Source organism: Robertmurraya sp. FSL W8-0741 (genome assembly GCF_038004005.1).
In the GTDB taxonomy this organism is placed as follows: domain Bacteria; phylum Bacillota; class Bacilli; order Bacillales; family Cytobacillaceae; genus Robertmurraya; species Robertmurraya siralis.
In genome coordinates this window covers 4,403,542-4,420,373 of record NZ_JBBOQG010000001.1, presented here as the reverse complement: position 1 = coordinate 4,420,373, position 16,832 = coordinate 4,403,542, and the positions used below count along the sequence as shown (strand labels likewise).

17 protein-coding genes and 2 pseudogenes are annotated in these 16,832 nt (G+C 38.3%); 10 read left to right on the top strand and 9 right to left on the bottom strand.

What is annotated here, in order from left to right; translation table 11 throughout:
* Positions 1–301: 301 nt before the first annotated feature.
* The 4 genes from NST02_RS21555 to NST02_RS21540 all read left to right on the top strand — a co-directional run bounded on the left by NST02_RS21555 (position 302) and on the right by NST02_RS21540 (position 4,456).
* Entirely contained in the window at positions 302–1,630 is a 1,329-nt protein-coding gene (locus tag NST02_RS21555) for a polysaccharide biosynthesis protein (protein WP_095314519.1), read from the top strand.
* A 371-nt stretch (positions 1,631–2,001) separates the two neighbouring features.
* Positions 2,002–2,517: a DoxX family membrane protein gene (locus NST02_RS21550; protein ID WP_095314520.1), complete on the top strand. Its 516-nt coding sequence runs from the start codon at positions 2,002–2,004 to the stop codon at positions 2,515–2,517.
* 180 nt (positions 2,518–2,697) lie between these two features.
* Positions 2,698–3,228 (top strand): RNA polymerase sigma factor, encoded by a 531-nt coding sequence (locus tag NST02_RS21545; RefSeq protein WP_340949773.1) that lies wholly within the window; start codon positions 2,698–2,700, stop codon positions 3,226–3,228.
* 241 nt (positions 3,229–3,469) lie between these two features.
* Positions 3,470–4,456, top strand: coding sequence for a DMT family transporter (locus tag NST02_RS21540; protein ID WP_095314522.1), 987 nt, complete (start codon positions 3,470–3,472; stop codon positions 4,454–4,456).
* Positions 4,457–4,866: 410 nt separating this feature from the next.
* Here the strand turns inward: NST02_RS21540 and mscL are convergent, their stop codons facing one another.
* Positions 4,867–5,238 carry a large conductance mechanosensitive channel protein MscL gene (gene mscL / locus NST02_RS21535; protein WP_095314523.1) on the bottom strand — a complete coding sequence of 124 codons (372 nt, stop codon included), beginning with the start codon at positions 5,236–5,238 and terminating at the stop codon, positions 4,867–4,869.
* A 266-nt stretch (positions 5,239–5,504) separates the two neighbouring features.
* On the opposite strand from mscL, the gene NST02_RS23820 reads away from it, so the two are divergent.
* Both NST02_RS23820 and NST02_RS21525 read left to right on the top strand, forming a co-directional pair.
* A complete protein-coding gene (locus NST02_RS23820; RefSeq protein ID WP_445678169.1) occupies positions 5,505–5,591 on the top strand; it encodes a hypothetical protein in 87 nt (28 codons plus the stop codon).
* Positions 5,582–5,855: pseudogene (locus NST02_RS21525) on the top strand (sodium:solute symporter family transporter); the annotation flags it as partial. The gene NST02_RS23820 and the pseudogene NST02_RS21525, both read left to right, overlap by 10 nt.
* Positions 5,856–5,898: 43 nt before the next feature.
* Here NST02_RS21525 and NST02_RS21520 read toward each other — a convergent pair.
* The 6 genes and pseudogenes from NST02_RS21520 to NST02_RS21495 all read right to left on the bottom strand — a co-directional run bounded on the left by NST02_RS21520 (position 5,899) and on the right by NST02_RS21495 (position 12,696).
* A complete protein-coding gene (locus NST02_RS21520) occupies positions 5,899–6,171 on the bottom strand; it encodes an acylphosphatase (RefSeq protein WP_095314525.1) in 273 nt (90 codons plus the stop codon).
* Between the two features lie 138 nt (positions 6,172–6,309).
* Entirely contained in the window at positions 6,310–7,542 is a 1,233-nt protein-coding gene (locus NST02_RS21515; protein ID WP_137742967.1) for an aminopeptidase, read from the bottom strand.
* 271 nt (positions 7,543–7,813) lie between these two features.
* Positions 7,814–7,995, bottom strand: a pseudogene (locus NST02_RS21510) (transposase); the annotation flags it as partial.
* A gap of 112 nt (positions 7,996–8,107) precedes the next feature.
* Positions 8,108–8,827 (bottom strand): YebC/PmpR family DNA-binding transcriptional regulator, encoded by a 720-nt coding sequence (locus NST02_RS21505; RefSeq protein ID WP_095314527.1) that lies wholly within the window; start codon positions 8,825–8,827, stop codon positions 8,108–8,110.
* A gap of 83 nt (positions 8,828–8,910) precedes the next feature.
* On the bottom strand, positions 8,911–10,179 hold the full coding sequence (locus tag NST02_RS21500; RefSeq protein ID WP_095314528.1) for an MDR family MFS transporter: 1,269 nt from the start codon (positions 10,177–10,179) through the stop codon (positions 8,911–8,913).
* Between the two features lie 429 nt (positions 10,180–10,608).
* On the bottom strand, positions 10,609–12,696 hold the full coding sequence (locus tag NST02_RS21495) for a DNA topoisomerase III (RefSeq protein ID WP_340949772.1): 2,088 nt from the start codon (positions 12,694–12,696) through the stop codon (positions 10,609–10,611).
* Positions 12,697–12,785: 89 nt separating this feature from the next.
* Between NST02_RS21495 and NST02_RS21490 the strand changes: the two genes are divergently transcribed.
* Positions 12,786–13,241, top strand: coding sequence for a GNAT family N-acetyltransferase (locus tag NST02_RS21490; protein WP_137742964.1), 456 nt, complete (start codon positions 12,786–12,788; stop codon positions 13,239–13,241).
* A 27-nt stretch (positions 13,242–13,268) separates the two neighbouring features.
* On the opposite strand, the gene NST02_RS21485 is transcribed toward NST02_RS21490, so the two are convergent.
* Together NST02_RS21485 and NST02_RS21480 are read right to left on the bottom strand one after the other, a co-directional pair.
* On the bottom strand, positions 13,269–13,589 hold the full coding sequence (locus NST02_RS21485; protein WP_095314531.1) for a YbjQ family protein: 321 nt from the start codon (positions 13,587–13,589) through the stop codon (positions 13,269–13,271).
* Between the two features lie 108 nt (positions 13,590–13,697).
* Positions 13,698–13,862, bottom strand: a complete 165-nt coding sequence (locus tag NST02_RS21480) for a hypothetical protein (protein WP_170943664.1) — start codon at positions 13,860–13,862, stop codon at positions 13,698–13,700.
* A 162-nt stretch (positions 13,863–14,024) separates the two neighbouring features.
* Here NST02_RS21480 and NST02_RS21475 point away from each other — a divergent pair, with 162 nt between their 5' ends.
* The 3 genes from NST02_RS21475 (at position 14,025) to motB (ending at position 16,469) form a co-directional block, all read left to right on the top strand.
* The gene (locus tag NST02_RS21475; protein WP_095314532.1) at positions 14,025–14,546 is read left to right on the top strand and encodes a GNAT family N-acetyltransferase; all 522 of its coding nucleotides are present in this window, start codon (positions 14,025–14,027) and stop codon (positions 14,544–14,546) included.
* 383 nt (positions 14,547–14,929) lie between these two features.
* Complete coding sequence (gene motA, locus NST02_RS21470; RefSeq protein ID WP_137742963.1) at positions 14,930–15,724, top strand: flagellar motor stator protein MotA; 795 nt, start codon at positions 14,930–14,932, stop codon at positions 15,722–15,724.
* A complete protein-coding gene (gene motB, locus NST02_RS21465; RefSeq protein ID WP_095314560.1) occupies positions 15,717–16,469 on the top strand; it encodes a flagellar motor protein MotB in 753 nt (250 codons plus the stop codon). The genes motA and motB overlap by 8 nt, the downstream gene beginning before the upstream one ends.
* Positions 16,470–16,832: the final 363 nt, after the last annotated feature.

The window sequence follows — 16,832 nt, the reverse complement described above, 5'->3', positions numbered from 1 at the left end:
TAATACGATAAATAGAAATCTTCTTAATAGCAAGAAGCTAATTGATGAGCAGTCAATTAGCTCTTTTTTGTGTTTCAGATCTGTTCGTTATAGGCAGACAGGATATTCCGGCGATGTGGAATCTGTTCGCTTTTCTACTTATCCCTTAAGATGAAAACTTGATAATTTTCATCAAAGTTGGAATTGACGATTAGTGATAGAAATAATCTCTAAACTTGTCTCATATATTTAAAACTATAAATGAAATGGACCCATTTCATCATAACAAGTATTTTATTAATGGTTAGGAGATGCATTCATCATGAGTACGTTTATTAAGGGATCATTACTGCTAATTGTCGCTTCCTTCATAGGTGAGTGTGTAGAATTTGTGATGAATATGGTTCTTGCAAAGGAGTTGGGTGAGAGAGGATTGGGGCTATATATGTCCATACTCCCTACCGTTTTTTTAATCGTTTTGTTGGCAAGCTTTGAACTCCCGATTTCGATCTCAAAATTTATTGCTGAAAAAGATGCGAAGTTTCATCGCAGCATGTTGAAGTCGGCTGTTCATCTCACGATAATAACTACCGTTTTTTTTATGATCGTGTTCATTTTGCTTATGCCTTATTTGACGATGTTTCATGACTATCATCCGCTGTTCAAATGGCTCGTTCTCTTATTAATCCCGCTCATATCCTTTTCCGCGATTGCAAGGGGATTTTTTATGGGTAAGCATCAAATGGGCAAAATTGCATTGGCAAACCTATTGAGGAAAATTGTTCAATTAGGATTGCTTGTGTTCTTGTTTCAGCTCTTTCATTTTGATTCACAGACATCAATTTTAATTGCCTTTTTTACGTTTGTTGGAAGCGAGATTGTTATTTTTCTTTATTTGATCCATATGTTTTACATTCAATATCAGCAACTGAAAGGGAGGCCAGCGAGCTTTATTAGCGGGAAAGAAGTCAGGAAAAACCTTATCTCAGTGTCCATTCCGACCACAAGCATACGAGTATTTCATTCTTTGACTCATGCTGTACAACCGTTTCTAATTAAAGCCGCTCTTTTAAATGCTGGAGTTAGTGCGACCGTGGCAACAGAGCAATTTGGCCTGTTGGCAGGCGTTGCTATGACGATTGGCTTTTTTCCCGGTTTTATTGCCCATAGCTTATTAATTGTTTTAATCCCAACTGTTTCAAAGGCTTACGCACAAAGGGATATGAATAGACTGCAGCAGCTTCTTAGACAAGTCATGAGCTTTACACTTTTATATGGAGTCCCAGTTGTATTTGTTTTTTATTTCTTTGCTGAACCACTAACAAATTTGTTTCTCCACTCCGCAACGGCCGCAGGATATTTGCAGGTGTTACTGCCCTATTTTCTATTGCATTTTTTCATAATTCCGTTGCAGGCGTATTTAATTGGTCTCGGGTTAATGAAGGATGCTTTCCTTCACAATATATGGTCGTCCATCATTGCTTTTGGCTTGATTTATCTTCTAGGCTCTATGAGCCAATTTCAGATGGACGGTGTCATTATCGGCATGAATACTGGAACAGTCCTGATTACTCTTATGCACTATATGACGATATGCAAAAAAATCGGGGTGTCCTATTATTCATTAAGAAGGGAAGTAAAGCAAGTGTAAGTTGTTCATACAGAAGATTTAAATTTGGATGAAATGAGTCAATAGTCACAGCAAAAGCATCATTCTCTTTTTCTAATATAACAATAGTCAAAAAATTTTCATTTTAGGTGAAGATAATCACCTTATGTCAAACATCTGACATAAATAAATGAAGAAGATGTTTAGATAGAAATCCTTGTGTATCAAGGGTTTTTATTATTGTGCAACGTTATTGTTATAAAGGGTGAAATCAGCAGTTCAACAGTTTGTCAAAACTTTATTGCAAAAATGTGAAATTTATCACAAATATAATGTTATTCCTAAATGAAAATGATAATCTTTACTTGTAGTTAGAAATAATAATTTAACATATACCAAAGGAGAGATTTATCATGATTGGTAAATTATTAAGAGAGAACAACATTGTTGCCGGCATTTTAACCGTTGTTCGTATTTACCTTGGATGGGCATGGATGACAGCGGGATGGGGAAAAATCACAGGTGGATTTGATGCAAGTGGTTTCTTACAAGGGGCAGTAGCAAATCCTGTAACAGGTCCGGATGGTTCAACAGTCTATAGTGGCTGGGTAACATTTTTAGAAAGCTTTGCGATTCCGAATGCGGGCTTGTTTAGTACTCTTGTTGCTTGGGGCGAATTATTGGTAGGTTTAGGACTTATTCTAGGATGTTTAACAACAGCAGCAGCATTTTTCGGGTTAGTAATGAATTTCTCTTTCATGCTTTCTGGTACAGTATCTCATAATCCAACTGACATCATGATGGGTGTTTTCATTGCTGCAGCAGGCTATAATGCTGGTAAATATGGATTAGACCGCTACGTGTTGCCATACCTTCGCAAATTAGTGAATAAAGGCAAAAATGAAGCAAGCCAATCAATATCAGCATAATTAAAAATGTATTAAAAAACGGGTAGAGAGCATGTTCTTTCTACTCGTTTTTTGTATTTTTCTTTATTGTTTAACCAAGCTTTTTAAAAAGAAAATTTCTTTAAAAATGTAGGGGTATTCCTATCTATTGCGTCTATTATTATTGATAGTTCAAGTGGACGGTTTGAGGAGGAATACTTAGTGGAAGAAAATAAATGGCAAGAGAAATTCGAAGACTGGATTAGAGAAAATGGTCCATCATTAACTATGTTTATATATAAACAAGTACGAAATAAAGAATTAGCGGAGGATTTGTATCAAGAAGTATTAATTTCGGCGTATTTAAATCTAGAACAATTTGAGGAACGAGCTAATTTTAAGAGCTGGATGTATAAGATTGCGATCAATAAATGTCGAGATTTTTGGAGAAAACAAAAGGCAGCCCAAAAATTTTGGGAAGAAAAAGTATATCATTATGACATGGAGTGCTCGATTCCAGAACCTGAAGACTATGTTATAACTAGAACTTCAACAAAAGAAATGATTGATACGATAAACGAGTTGCCTACGATTTACCGAGAACCAATTCTTTTATACTATTTTAAGGACAAATCGTTACTAGAAATAAGTTCAGCGAAAGAACTGCCAATCTCTACGGTGAAAACGAGGATGAGAAGAGCAAGAAATCAATTAAAAGAAAAGACATTATTGATGGAAATAGCAGCAAACTAGCTTGAAGATTGACTGTCTGAATGTGATGAATCATGATAGGATAGGGGTTCCTGATGAGAATGTTGACTGCCTGTATAGAGGCAGTTTTTTGTCGTTTCACAAAAAAGAGTTAGAAATATTTCCACGGAAATGAAAGAAATTTGACGAATGGCAAAAATGAGAATCGTAAATATAGTTAGAATATTAAAAAATAAATTGTTATAATGAAAATACTTTGACTCGAAACAGGGGGTGTGGAAATTTGCGGCCAATTTTGCTTGGTTTATGTGCAGCGCTCTTTTTTGCCACTACGTTTGTCTTGAATAGATCGATGGAAACGTCGGGAGGAAGTTGGATTTGGAGTGCTTCACTGAGATTTATTTTTATGATTCCGTTTTTATTGCTAATTGTTGTGAAGAGGAAGAATTTACGGACACTTATTGAAATTATGAAGGAAAAACCAGGTGCTTGGCTACTATGGAGTTTTATTGGCTTTGGTCTGTTTTATGCACCGCTATGTTTTGCGACAGTATATTCACCAGGATGGCTTGTGGCAGGCACATGGCAATTTACCATTATTGCAGGATCTTTATTAGCGCCATTATTTTACGAAACGGTGAGGACGGCAACTGGAGTGACAAAGATGAGAGGAAAGATTCCTGTTAAAGGATTATTATTCTCTCTTATTATTCTTGCAGGAATAGCTCTTATGCAGATTGAGCATGCTGGTCAGCTTTCTGCTAAAGAAGTTTGGCTAGGAATTATTCCAGTTATTATTGCCTCTTTTGCTTATCCATTAGGAAACCGAAAAATGATGGTAATTGCTGATGGACGCCTCGATGTTTTTCAAAGAGTGCTTGGAATGACATTAGCGAGTATGCCATTATGGCTTTTTTTATCCATATATGGGGTAACAACTGTCGGCTTACCGAGTGCAAATCAAATTTTTCAATCATTAATTGTGGCTTTGTTTTCGGGAGTTATCGCAACCGTTTTATTTTTTAAAGCAACAGATATGGTTAAAGATAATATGCAGCAGCTTGCTTCCGTTGAGGCGACACAATCTATGGAAGTATTATTTGCGCTAGTTGGGGAAGTGCTATTTTTATCGATTGCATTTCCATCTCTTATGTCTTGGATGGGAATTATGTTAGTGGTCATTGGTATGGTTCTTCATAGTTATATAACACATGCTGGCTTAACTGCCATTCCAGCAATTCAACCAAAAAGTGAACAAAATGGGCTCTAAGAAGGTCTTCATGCCATACATATTTGGTATACGATCCATGTGCAAGACCATAAAAGGGATGGAAACAAACATGCAGCGGTCACGAATTTCCTATTAGAGATTCAAAGGCTCCTTCTCCAATTTGTGCCCACAACGGGCTGTAGTGACAAACCTTAATTTTTCCAATACAATCAATATGTAAAAAAGACTTTTCTGATGGAAAGGTTTTCAATTATAATTAATGTGCTTTAAAACGATCAAAAATTGTAGGGTGAAATTTCGGAATTAATGTAATTTTTCCGGAAATACGTCTGCTTTTTTTGGAAATAAGCAGAAAAATTCCGGAATTAATACAATTTTTCCGGAATTCTTCTTCGTTAAAGTAATACACACGATTTTTTTGTCCTTGCTTAATTAAAGAGAAAGACCGCTTATTTTTCTTTCAATAGATCGCGGATTTCTTTTAGAAGCTCTTCTTTTGTATCTACTTTTGGCGCCTCTTCTTTTACTTCTTCTTTGCGTTTCAAGCGATTAATGACACGGATGACTAAGAAAATGGAGAAAGCAATGATTAAAAAATTGACGATATTTTGGATGAACAGGCCGTATTTAACTTCAGCCTTACCAATCGTCACAGCAAATTCGGTAAAATCTAATCCTCCAATTAAGAGACCAACTAAAGGCATAATTAAATCTTCGACAAGCGAAGTAACAATTTGTCCGAAAGCTGCTCCGATTACAACCCCAACTGCCAAATCTATGACGTTTCCTTTCATCGCAAACTGTTTAAATTCATTCCACATATAAATCCTCCTTATAAACATGTCGATTTTTTTGAATGGGTGTGAGATTTCTTTTACTATAATGTAAAATATAATCGATATACAATTAATAGGGCGAAAGAGCTAACTGGTTATGCAGGCACAAAAGGCTTAAGCCTGCGAAAGGAGAGCCAAGTGAAGAAAAATAAGGAGGGTGCGGAGCCTCGATTTAAAATTGCAAATAGAGAAGCAGTAATAGGCATTATTCTTGTTATTATTAATTTTGGTGGTTTGCTTTTGCTTATGGAATGGGATCTGGGCCTATTGCAAACTATTCCTATGTTATGGGACTGCCCGCTTGTTTTTTTATAGCTGTGTTGGAGGCTTCATCTTAATGCTTCTGCTTACTGCCTTTGGTGGACTAGAAGCAGCGTTTATTTGGCCTGTTGTCCTTGGCCTATATTGGCAAGTAGGGAATACAGTATGGGGCATTGTCATCAATGGTTGTGGGCGTAGCTTCGTATATTTTGATTCATAGCTTTTTGCCAAATGCCTTCGGGATGCACACAATAACGTTTCCAGTATTGCTGTCATTAGCAGCTTTCATTCTAGGAAGCTTGTTGACGAAGAGGATTGCTATACAGGATTCTGCTTTGTAAACAAAAAAGCTCTTTCTACATGAGAATGGCTTAGAAAGAGCTTTCAATATTTTATTTTAAAAGAATGAAAAGGTTCTGTATCTTCCAGTTCGACAAAGCTAATGTCAGTTACTTTAGAAAAAGGGTTTCCTTCACGCAAGCTGTCCATAAATTGTTCAAGATTTTCTCTGTCACCAACTGCAACAATTTCGACCCCGCCTTCTGAAAGGTTTCTGACCCATCCAGTGATCCCAAATTGTGACGCTTTCATTTGCGCAAAATAGCGATACCCAACTCCTTGAACGTTTCCACTTACCGTAATATGCAATCGGACCAAGTGGATTCCCCCCTTTTATGTGCTTACTATATTATCTATTCTACCAATATCCTCCCATAAACTTAACAACAATGCAATATTCAATAAAGGTTGTCATAAAAAAAGACGATACAAAAACATGTACCGTCTTCATGCTTGTTAAAACGCCCAATCGCCCTTGCGGAAGACCGGTTCTTTTGAGCCGTCTGCATTAATTCCATCGATGTCCATTTCAGCAGAACCAATCATAAAATCAACATGGGTGATACTTTCGTTTAAACCGTTCTCGGCAAGTTCTTCGCTTGACATTTTCTTTCCACCTTCAATACAAAATGCGTAAGCACTTCCGATAGCAAGATGGTTTGAAGCATTCTCGTCAAAAAGAGTATTGTAAAACAAAATATTTGATTGTGAAATTGGAGAATTATGAGGGACTAGAGCAACTTCACCTAGATAATGAGAGCCTTCATCTGTTTCGACAAGACGTTTCAATATCTCTTCTCCTTCTTCTGCTTTGACAGCAACAATTCGTCCATTCTCAAAAGTAACAGAGAAATTATCAATTAAATTGCCGCCGTAGCTTAATGGTTTTGTACTGGCAACTGTCCCATTTACACCAGTTTTGTGAGGGACTGTGAAAACTTCCTCAGTAGGCATATTGGCCATAAATTCATACCCTTTTTCGTTGACGCTTCCTGCGCCCACCCAAAGATGTTTTTCAGGAAGTTCAATTGTTAAATCTGTTCCTGGTGCCTTGTAGTGCAGTTTTTTGTAGCGTTTTGCATTTAAATAATTGACCTTTTCATGCAAGGTCTGATCATGCTTTTTCCAGGCTTCAACTGGGTTGTCTAGATCAACACGAGTTGCTTTGAAAATGGCATTCCATAGCTTTTGAATGCTGATTTCTGGTTCTTCATTAGGAAAAACCTTTTCTGCCCATTTTTGCGATGGAGCTGCAATAACTGTCCAGCTCACCTTATCTGATTGAATATATTTTCGATATGTACTTAATGCTTTTCCTGATGCTTTTTGGAAGTTAGCGATTCGCTCGGGATTAACCCCTTTTAACAGATCTGGGCTAGATGAAACGATAGACATGAAGGCAGCGCCGTTTTCCGCCAAATCGATCATTTCTTTCGCACGAAATTCAGGATATTCCTGGAAAGCTTCGTCCGGTGCAAGGTCATATTTAGTTCGGGAAACGATATCATCATTCCAATTGACAATCGTATTATACGCACCTGCTTCATAGGCCTTTTTCACAACAAGACGTACAAATTCTGCTGAATCTAGAGCGGTGTTGATCACTAAAGTTTGCCCTTTTTGAATATTGACGCCAACCTTGACAGCGAGTTCGGCATATTTTTCTAAATTTCTTTGAAAGTCATTCATATAGGTATTCTCCTTTGTTAATTTGTCATTGCAAAGTTTAGAAAAAATTCGGTAATCGTGAGATCAGTTCTATCATACCGTTTATGATGGAAAAAATAAACTATTCAGTCTAATAAGTTGATCTTTTGAATATAGAAAAAAATCGACGAATTTCGCCGACTCAGTTTGTCGACAAAGGCATCAAGAGTACTCGGAGCAGACGCTCCTGCGGGGTCTCACCAGTCCGTAAATCCCAAGCACCTTCCACTCCAATCAACTAGTTTGAGCCTACTCAAGCAAGCTGCCAAGTCCAATTAGCCAATTTCTTTAAGTTCATGGCACTAAAAGTAAGCATTACCTGCATGGACTTGTTTTTAATCCCTCTTAAGGTTGTTCATCGGATACTGTGGGCTTTTCTTTTGCAACCGCAACAACTTGTTCAATCGACTCTTTAAGGCGTGCGTATATTTTTTTATCACCTCTACATAACTCCTAATTAATGAATATTCAATATCAAAAAAGACCGTAGGCCAAACTTTGATGAAATCTAGTTTGGCTACGGTCTGAATCAGTGAATTTCGCCGAATTATTGCCCTAAATCTACATTATGATAAACTTGCTGTACATCCTCAAGATCTTCCAATGCATCAATCATTTTTTCAAATTGTGCTTGGGCATCTTCTGGAAGAGTTACATCGTTTTGTGCAAGCATTGTCAATTCTGCTACTGTAAACTCGCTAACTCCTGCATTTTTAAAAGCTTCTTGCACAGCGTGGAACTGGTCTGGTTCCGCATAAACAATGATGGAGTCTTCCTCTTCTAGAATGTCACGTACATCAATGTCAGCTTCCATAAGTAGTTCCAACACATCATCGGCCGTTTTGCCTTCAACCCCGATAACGGCTGTTTTATCAAACATATAGGATACAGATCCGCTGACACCCATATTTCCACCGTTTTTACCGAAGGCAGCGCGTACCTCGGATGCTGTACGGTTAACGTTATTCGTTAAAGCATCGACAATGACCATGGAGCCATTTGGTCCAAATCCTTCATAGCGCAGCTCATCGTAGTTTTCCTCGGAACCACCTTTTGCTTTTTCAATTGCCCGATCAATAATATGTCTTGGTACATTATACGTTTTTGCGCGTTCTAATACGAATTTCAAAGTTTGGTTTGCTTCTGGATCGGGCTCACCTTGTTTGGCAGCTACATAAATTTCCCGACCGAATTTAGCATATATGCGACTTGTATTAGCGTCTTTTGCCGCCTTTTTGTCTTTAATATTATTCCATTTACGGCCCATAATTGAACACTCACTTTCAATTCTATTTAAGATAAATGATAAGAAATGATATTTTCACAGATCATATTATACCAAACAAATGCTCACTCAGTCACATTGGAGTGGAAATATAATGGCTTCCTTTTTTGGATAAATGAAAACATCAGCCAATACAAGCAAGCGCTAGTTAAGGCGAGTAGAGATAGGACGAAAAAGGTCCATTGGTATCCGATCCACACGGTTAAGGGTATTGTCATTGGTGCGATTGTTTTGCCGAGCGTGTAACGGAGACTTGCTGCTGCGAAATATTGTCCACGCATATGCTTTGGAGAGATTCTGGAAATAAAACTTTGCTGCAATCCAGCGACCATTAACTCTCCAAATGTGAAAATTAACATTGCCAGCAATAATCCCCAGATCCATTGTGTCTGTCCAAAAAGCAGGATTGATATGGCGTACATAACAGAAGAAAGGACAAAGACATTTCGCTCTAAATATTTGCTCATCCATTTTGTGACAGATACGGTGAAGATTGCGACCAATAAACCATTAAAAGCAAGAACAATGCCAAAGGCCTGTTCTCCGCCTACCTTAAATGTCCAATCACCAAATGACAAGAGGGTTTGATTGTGGACAACATCTTTAATATAGAGCGGAAAAAGCAAGTCGAGCTGCATGAAAGTTTGGGATGCTAATACCCCTGCAGCCATGAAGAGCATGAAGATTTTATCTTTAAATATAATTCCATAGTCTTTAAATTGTTTAAACAAAAAATGATACCATCTGCCATCTAATTGTTTTTGACGGGAAACGGCAGGTGCTGTTTCTGTTGTCCATTTTGCCAGTGTAAGGGCTAAGCCCAAACAGATAATGCTGCAAACAAACAGGAGCTCTGAAAAGTATTTAGTGTAAAAGATTGCTCCTAGAAGGGGACCGACAACGACCGCGATATTAATAGATGTGTAAAAAACAGCGAAGACATTGCTACGCTCTTTTTCGGATACTACGTCCGCTACCATCGCTTGGCTTGCTGGCCAGTAGATTGAACTGAAAAAGCTAACGAAAGCAAAAGCAATAAATCCAATAGCTGGAGATGTCGTCAGCGCAAAAATTAAAAAGCAGATGCCTTGGCCAAATGCGGATAAAACCATCATTTTTTTACGTCCAAAGCGATCAGCGCTATACCCACCTAATAGATTAGCAATGACTGAGAATGCTTGAGAAAGGACGAGTAAAAAGCCGGCCGTTCCTTTCCCGAAGGCTTCTGCAAAATAGATTGTCAGGAAGGGAAAAAACATCCAGAAGGTAATATTCATCGCTGCTTCTCCAAATAGACGGATCTTTAAATTTACATCCCAATCTCTTATTCTCATGATGATATCCTCGATTCTTTATTATATAAAAAACATCCTTTTTAAGGAAAAATCATACTCCCAATATGATACGACTTACAACCAATCTTTTACAAGGAAAATACAAGAAAAAATTTGGCAGCAGTTTTTCGACAAAAGGCAGCTGAACTTGTCTTTAATCGGAATGGCGATAAGTTTTCATTGCTTTTATGCACTAGGCAGTTTCCGGTGGCGTTTCGTATTGCCGCTATTGCAACGGCAAGGCATAATTGGACTGGAAAGTGAAACCACGCTGGTATAACGATACTCTCCCATGAGCTCAGATCATCTCCTCTAAACAACTAGCTCTAGGCTCTTTTATCCTTCATTTAAAAAAGACCTTAGACAAATTCGATCAATCGAGTTTGTCTAAAGTCTGAAATCAAGCAATAAAAACTTGTTTTTTCAAGATTAGTCTTTTTTCTCCATCGCGGCCTTCAATAAATCCCCGAGGCTTGTGCCAAAATCATCCTGCTGTGAATACTTTTGCACTAATTTACGCTCTTCGCGCTTTGTTACTGCTTTTTTCTTTCCTTCAGCTTTTTCTACGACGTTGCACGGACGGCATTGAAAGTAAAGTCCGGCTTTTCCTTCGTGCATCTCCATTTTTTTATGACAAGTAGGACAGCGGCGATTAGAGAGCTTCGGATCTTTTCTTTTTCGATAACGACAATCAAGGCTTGAACAGACGAGCATTTTTCCTTCTTTTGTCGTTCTTTCCTTAAGGAATGAGCCGCATTCCGGGCATTTTGAGCCAGTTAGGTTATGGGCCTTATATTTTTGATTGCTTTTCTTAATCTCAGAAATGAGCTGTTCCGTTTGTTTACGAATATTTTGTTTGAACTGTTTAGGGCTGCTTTTTCCTCTGGAGATCGCCTCAAGTTCTTTTTCCCATTTTGCTGTAAGTTCAGGGGATTTTAATTCCTCGTTTACGATATCAATCAATTGCTTTCCTTTTGCGGTCGTGAAGAAGCGGCCATTTTTTCTTTCGACTACTTCTGTTTGTATTAACCGTTCGATAATTTCCGCCCTAGTAGCAGGTGTTCCGAGCCCATACTTCTCCATTTGCGTGAGGACATCTGCTTCAGAGTATCTTGCAGGAGGCTCTGTCTGCCTTTTCTCCAAATTTACACTTTGCACAGTAAAGCTTTGCCCTTTTGCAATCGCTCCAAGCGTTTTTATGTCAGTCGCTGTTTCTTTTTGGGTAAGCTTTTTGAAACCTAGATCAATAATAACCGTTTCGTTGGCAGTAAAAGTTTCACCATTTACTTCAATAATGGCTTTTACTGATTCATATTTGTAAGGCTGATGGAATAAGGCGAGAAATCTCCTAACAATCAAGTCGTAAAGCTTTCGTTCATCATTGGAAAGATCGCTTAAGTGAGAGCGTTCTTCTGTTGGAATAATCGCATGATGATCGCTGACTTTGTCATTGTTAAATACTCGTTTCGCCAACACTTTCCCTTTATTTGCGATAAGGGGCTTAACTTCGTCTCGATAGCTGGATGCCAATCCTTGCAAGCGATCGAGCATCGTTCCTTCCATATCCTTTGTTAAATAGCGCGAATCGGTTCTTGGATAGGTAACGAGTTTATGTTGTTCATAAAGTTTTTGCAATACAGACAGCGTTTTTTTCGCAGAGAAGCCAAAGCGGTTATGAGCATCTCTTTGAAGCTCTGTTAAGTCATAAGGCAGTGGCTGCTGCTCACTTTTTTCCTTTCGGTTGAGTGCTTGAACACTACCTTTTTGGCCTTTAACCTTCTCGACAATACTCTGAGCTTTCTCCAGAGCGAAAACGCTTTTCTCGCCATTTTCTTCCCAGCTTGTTTTCAATGGTCCGATTTGGGCTTCAATCGTCCAATACTCTTTCGGCTTAAAACCTTGAATTGTTTTTTCCCTTTCTAAAATAAGAGAGAGGGTAGGGGTTTGTACTCTTCCAGCGGATAGGGGCTCCTGGAATTTAGTCGTTAATGCACGAGTGACATTCAATCCGATCAGCCAGTCCGCTTCGGCACGACAAACGGCAGATTGATAAAGTGCCTCAAATTCTTTCCCAGGCTTCAGTTTTTGGAAGCCTTCTTTAATAGAACGGTCCGTATGGGACGAGATCCACAAGCGTTTTATCGGTTTCTGCCAACGGATTTTATCCAAAATCCAGCGGGCAACAAGTTCACCCTCTCGACCAGCATCTGTTGCAATGATACAATCCTTAATATCCTTGCGTTTTGCTAAATGCTCGATAGCTTTAAACTGATGACTCGTTTGTTTCATAATTTTTGTACCCATTTGCTCAGGAATAATGGGAAGATCCTCAAGATTCCAATTTTGATATTTTTTATCGTAGTGTTCAGGCATTTTTAATTCGATTAAGTGACCGAGCGCCCAAGTAACAATATATTGATTTCCTTCGATGTAACTTTTATGAGATTGTTTGCACCCAAGAACGCGGGCAATTTCACGAGCAACGCTTGGTTTTTCAGCAAGTACTAAAGATTTCATTTGTTCACCTTTATTTCCTTTTTGATATTCCTTATTAGTATAACGGATAATAAAGAAGAATGGTAATGGGGTCGTATTAGGAGGTTTAAATGATTAAGGAATTTTTGATTGAAGAATATGGTAAGGAAGTACTGGAATTGCAGAAGAGATCCTATCAGGTCGAAGCAGAGCTAATCGGATCTAATGAGATCCCTCCATTAAAAGAAACGCTCGCACAATTAAAGCAATGTGGTGAGGCGTTTATTGGTTATTTTATAGATGGACAGCTAGTAGGGGTGTTATCATTTAAGATTGTGAAAGATGTGATTGATCTCCATCGGGTAATGGTGCATCCTGCTTATTTTCGAAAAGGTATTGCCAAACAGATGGTTGAGTATATTGAAAAAAAGTGGGAGTCTCGGCCAATGATGATTGTGTCAACAGGTGCAAAAAATTTACCTGCGATCAAATTCTACTCAAGGTTAGGATTTGAGAAAAGTGGTGAAAGTGTGTTCGGCGATATTGGCGTTATCCATTTTATGAAAAGATTGAAAAGAGACGGGTAGCAAAAACCGCCTCTTTTCGGCGTTTTATTATTGCTCTTTTATAAATACAGCGGTGCCGGTAGCAACACACATCATCATGCCGTCGCGTAATGTTTCAAAATCAAGGTCAACGCCAACGACAGCATTGGCGCCGAGTCGGCGAGCCTGATCTTCCATTTCGCGAATGGCAATTTCACGACCTTCAGACAACTTATCTTCATACGCACTACTGCGTCCACCGATGACATCAGTGATGCCTGCTAAGAAATCGCGAACGACATTGGCCCCCATTATTGCTTCTCCCGTGACAATTCCTAAGTAACGATCAATGACTTTTCCCTGTAATGTTGGTGTTGTAGATACCAGCATTTGTCCTTCCTCCTTTAAATACGCTTGAAGGCGCACTTTTTAGATAGTTATATCTATAATGATTACGTTTTGAAGGTGAGGAAGTTTCGTTAAGGGAAAAATGTTTTTTTATTCAACTTCTTTTTCTTCAAAACGGTTTTTAAACGCTTCTTGAACGACGATCAGTTCTTCATCACCAATCGCATCTTTTGATTTGCGTTCAACTAGTGTCCCTTCAGGGAATTTTCCTGGATGCCCTTTTCGTTTTTGCTTGAACTCCTTGCCTCTAGCCATCTTTCACCCCCCTTTCTGTTCTTTAGCTTGCCCTCTTTTTTTGGTGAGATTCAGTAACAAGAATGGGCAATATTCATGTTAAATAGACTTACAATTAGCTTGCCTATCAATTGTTTTTATTGGTAATTTAAAATCAAATAATCGAAAGCAAAGGTGATTTTTGTGGAGAATATTCGAATAGAGCAGATAAAATCAATGGAAGAGAATGTGAATGAACTTTCGGAGTTATTGGTACAGGTAGTGGATGATGGTGCCTCAATTGGGTTTTTGCCTCCAATGCAACTTTCTGTTGCAAACAAATATTGGAGGAATGTATTAAACCGAGATGTTGTTTTATTTGTAGCAAAAATAAACAATCAAATTGCGGGCAGCATCCAGTTGCATTTATGTATGAAGCCTAGTGGGATGCACAGAGCCGAAATTGCGAAACTCATGACCGCTCCTAATTATCGCCGAATTGGGGTAGCGCGGGCACTAATGAAAGCAGCTGAAAAGCGAGCGAGAGAAGAAGGAAGATCACTGTTAGTCCTTGATACAAGAGAAGGAGATCCTTCTAATATTTTGTATACCTCTCTTGCTTATATTCAGGCTGGTAAAATTCCTTATTATGCAAAATCGGCAAATGGTCAATTCGATTCTACTATTATTTATTATAAATCTTTCCATTCCAATAATCTCTCTTAAGAATTTGGTTCCTTTTTCCCATTGTTGACACCTATTTTTGAGCGTTCGTGATGATTATTTCGAAAAATTGTCGCGAAAACTAAAAATCTTGCGGTTCTTGTCGAAATAAATGATAGGATAGAAACCAAAGTTTGGACAAAGTAAAAAATGATAGATAGCCATCACCCTTTAGGCTGATTATAAATATTTGTCGCATCACAAAAGCGAAGCCTTTGGAGGAGCGAAGTTATCATTGTAGGTAATGGGCAGAGGACTAGGCGAAGCAATGAAGAAAACGAGCGTTTGCGGGCAGTCTTTAGGATAGAAACTATCTTTCTTTTACTGGAAAACCTTGAAATATAAAGCATAGTCAAATAGTTGCATAAGGGATAGGTGGATCAATAATGGATAAAACGTCGTTAATTGGGTTAATTCTTGCAGTTATTGGTGTTGGAGTAGGAATGGTTTTAAAAGGTGTAGGGGTAGGCGTATTGGTAAACCCTGCTGCCATATTAATCATTATTTTGGGAACGATTGGTACTGTGACAATTGCATTCCCTACATCAGAGATAAAAAAGGTACCTAAATTATTCGGTATTATTTTTACAGAAAAAAAATTAATGGATCCAGTCAAATTAATTGGAATGTTTTCAGAGTGGGCACAATTGGCTCGTAAAGAAGGGCTTCTTGCATTAGAAGCAAAAACCACTGAGGTTGACGATGAATTTTTGAAGAACGGCCTTTCTTTAGCTGTTGATGGTCAAAGTGCTGACTACATACGTGATGTTCTAACGGAAGAGATAGAGGCGATGGAGGAACGACATCATCAGGGTGCTCTTATCTTTACTCAAGCAGGAACCTATGCGCCAACTTTAGGGGTATTAGGTGCTGTTGTCGGACTAATTGCTGCATTACAAGATATGAGTGATATTGATGCACTTGGTCATGCGATTAGTGCTGCTTTCGTTGCAACATTGTTAGGGATTTTTACAGGTTATGCTCTTTGGCATCCTTTTGCAAATAAATTAAAGCGAAAATCTAAGAAAGAAGCAAAATTAAAGTATATGATGATTGAAGGTGTACTATCGATATTAGAGGGAGAAGCACCGAGAGTAATTGAACAGAAATTAGCTTCATACTTACCAGTCAGTGAAAGGAAGAACTTCCTAGAGGAAAGCGGTGAGAAGAACGGTGAGTAAACGCAGAAAAAAGGAACAGCATGATGATCATGTAGATGAATCGTGGCTGATTCCGTATGCAGATATTCTAACGCTACTATTGGCATTGTTTATCGTTTTATTTTCTATGAGTACGATAGATGCGCAAAAATTAGAACAGCTCTCACAGGCTTTTAATCAAGCTTTTACCGGTGGAACGAGTATTTTGGATTATCCAAATCCAATGCCTGAAGAGGATGCACAGGCATTAGACGATATTGAAGCAGAAAAGAATAAGGAAAGTACAGCGGCCAGAATCGAGCAATTAGAATTAGAAAATATTCAGAAGAAAGTAAATGCCTATATTAATGAAAATAATCTCACGGATAAGCTTGAAACCTCATTAACTGATGAAGGTTTACTGTTAACAATACGCGATAATGTTTTATTTGCATCCGGTAGTGCAGAAGTGCGGCAAGAAGATATTCATACGGCAAATGAAATTTCTGAACTCCTTGTTATGAGTCCGCCGCGCAATATCATTATTAGCGGACACACAGATAATGTCCCGATTAGTAATCCTCACTTTGAATCCAATTGGGAATTAAGTGTCATGCGGGCAATAAACTTTATGAAAATTGTTTTAAAAAACGAAAAGCTTGATCCGGCATGGTTTAGTGCTAAAGGCTTCGGTGAATTTCAACCGATAGCAAGTAATGATACAAGTGAAGGCAGGGCAAAAAACCGCCGTGTTGAAGTACTTATTTTGCCAATAACATCGGATTAAAAATAAAAATAGAAAGTAGTGCAGACCTGATTGGTTTGCACTATTTTTTGTTGCTGAGAAAATGATAGATTTTGCCGTGGTGTATACCACTTTCAATGAGTGTATCTACGTAGCTAGTTGATGAATATCATGCCTAGACCGATATATGGACTGATTTGACCGATATATTTGTATAAAGACCGAAATATTTCGATTTAGACCGATAAAATGAAATAAAGACCGATATTTAACTGGTTTTCTTATCCAAACATAACTTTGTCAGTGGGGATTTATAAAAGCTTGGTCTGCACAAAATGAGCCAATCACAGAGCCCTAATCTTTAGTTGGCTTGCACATCCGATCGAGTAATATACCTAGCCCGAC

Excerpts from the sequence above, each read along its gene's own strand:
- NST02_RS21555 (WP_095314519.1), top strand. The coding sequence starts at position 302 with ATGAGTACGTTTATTAAGGGATCATTACTGCTAATTGTCGCTTCCTTC.
- NST02_RS21550 (WP_095314520.1), top strand. The coding sequence starts at position 2,002 with ATGATTGGTAAATTATTAAGAGAGAACAACATTGTTGCCGGCATTTTA.
- mscL (WP_095314523.1), bottom strand. The coding sequence starts at position 5,238 with ATGTGGAATGAATTTAAACAGTTTGCGATGAAAGGAAACGTCATAGAT.
- NST02_RS23820 (WP_445678169.1), top strand. The coding sequence starts at position 5,505 with ATGGGATCTGGGCCTATTGCAAACTATTCCTATGTTATGGGACTGCCC.
- NST02_RS21515 (WP_137742967.1), bottom strand. The coding sequence starts at position 7,542 with ATGAATGACTTTCAAAGAAATTTAGAAAAATATGCCGAACTCGCTGTC.
- NST02_RS21505 (WP_095314527.1), bottom strand. The coding sequence starts at position 8,827 with ATGGGCCGTAAATGGAATAATATTAAAGACAAAAAGGCGGCAAAAGAC.
- NST02_RS21500 (WP_095314528.1), bottom strand. The coding sequence starts at position 10,179 with ATGAGAATAAGAGATTGGGATGTAAATTTAAAGATCCGTCTATTTGGA.
- NST02_RS21495 (WP_340949772.1), bottom strand. The coding sequence starts at position 12,696 with ATGAAATCTTTAGTACTTGCTGAAAAACCAAGCGTTGCTCGTGAAATT.
- NST02_RS21490 (WP_137742964.1), top strand. The coding sequence starts at position 12,786 with ATGATTAAGGAATTTTTGATTGAAGAATATGGTAAGGAAGTACTGGAA.
- NST02_RS21485 (WP_095314531.1), bottom strand. The coding sequence starts at position 13,589 with ATGCTGGTATCTACAACACCAACATTACAGGGAAAAGTCATTGATCGT.
- NST02_RS21480 (WP_170943664.1), bottom strand. The coding sequence starts at position 13,862 with ATGGCTAGAGGCAAGGAGTTCAAGCAAAAACGAAAAGGGCATCCAGGA.
- motA (WP_137742963.1), top strand. The coding sequence starts at position 14,930 with ATGGATAAAACGTCGTTAATTGGGTTAATTCTTGCAGTTATTGGTGTT.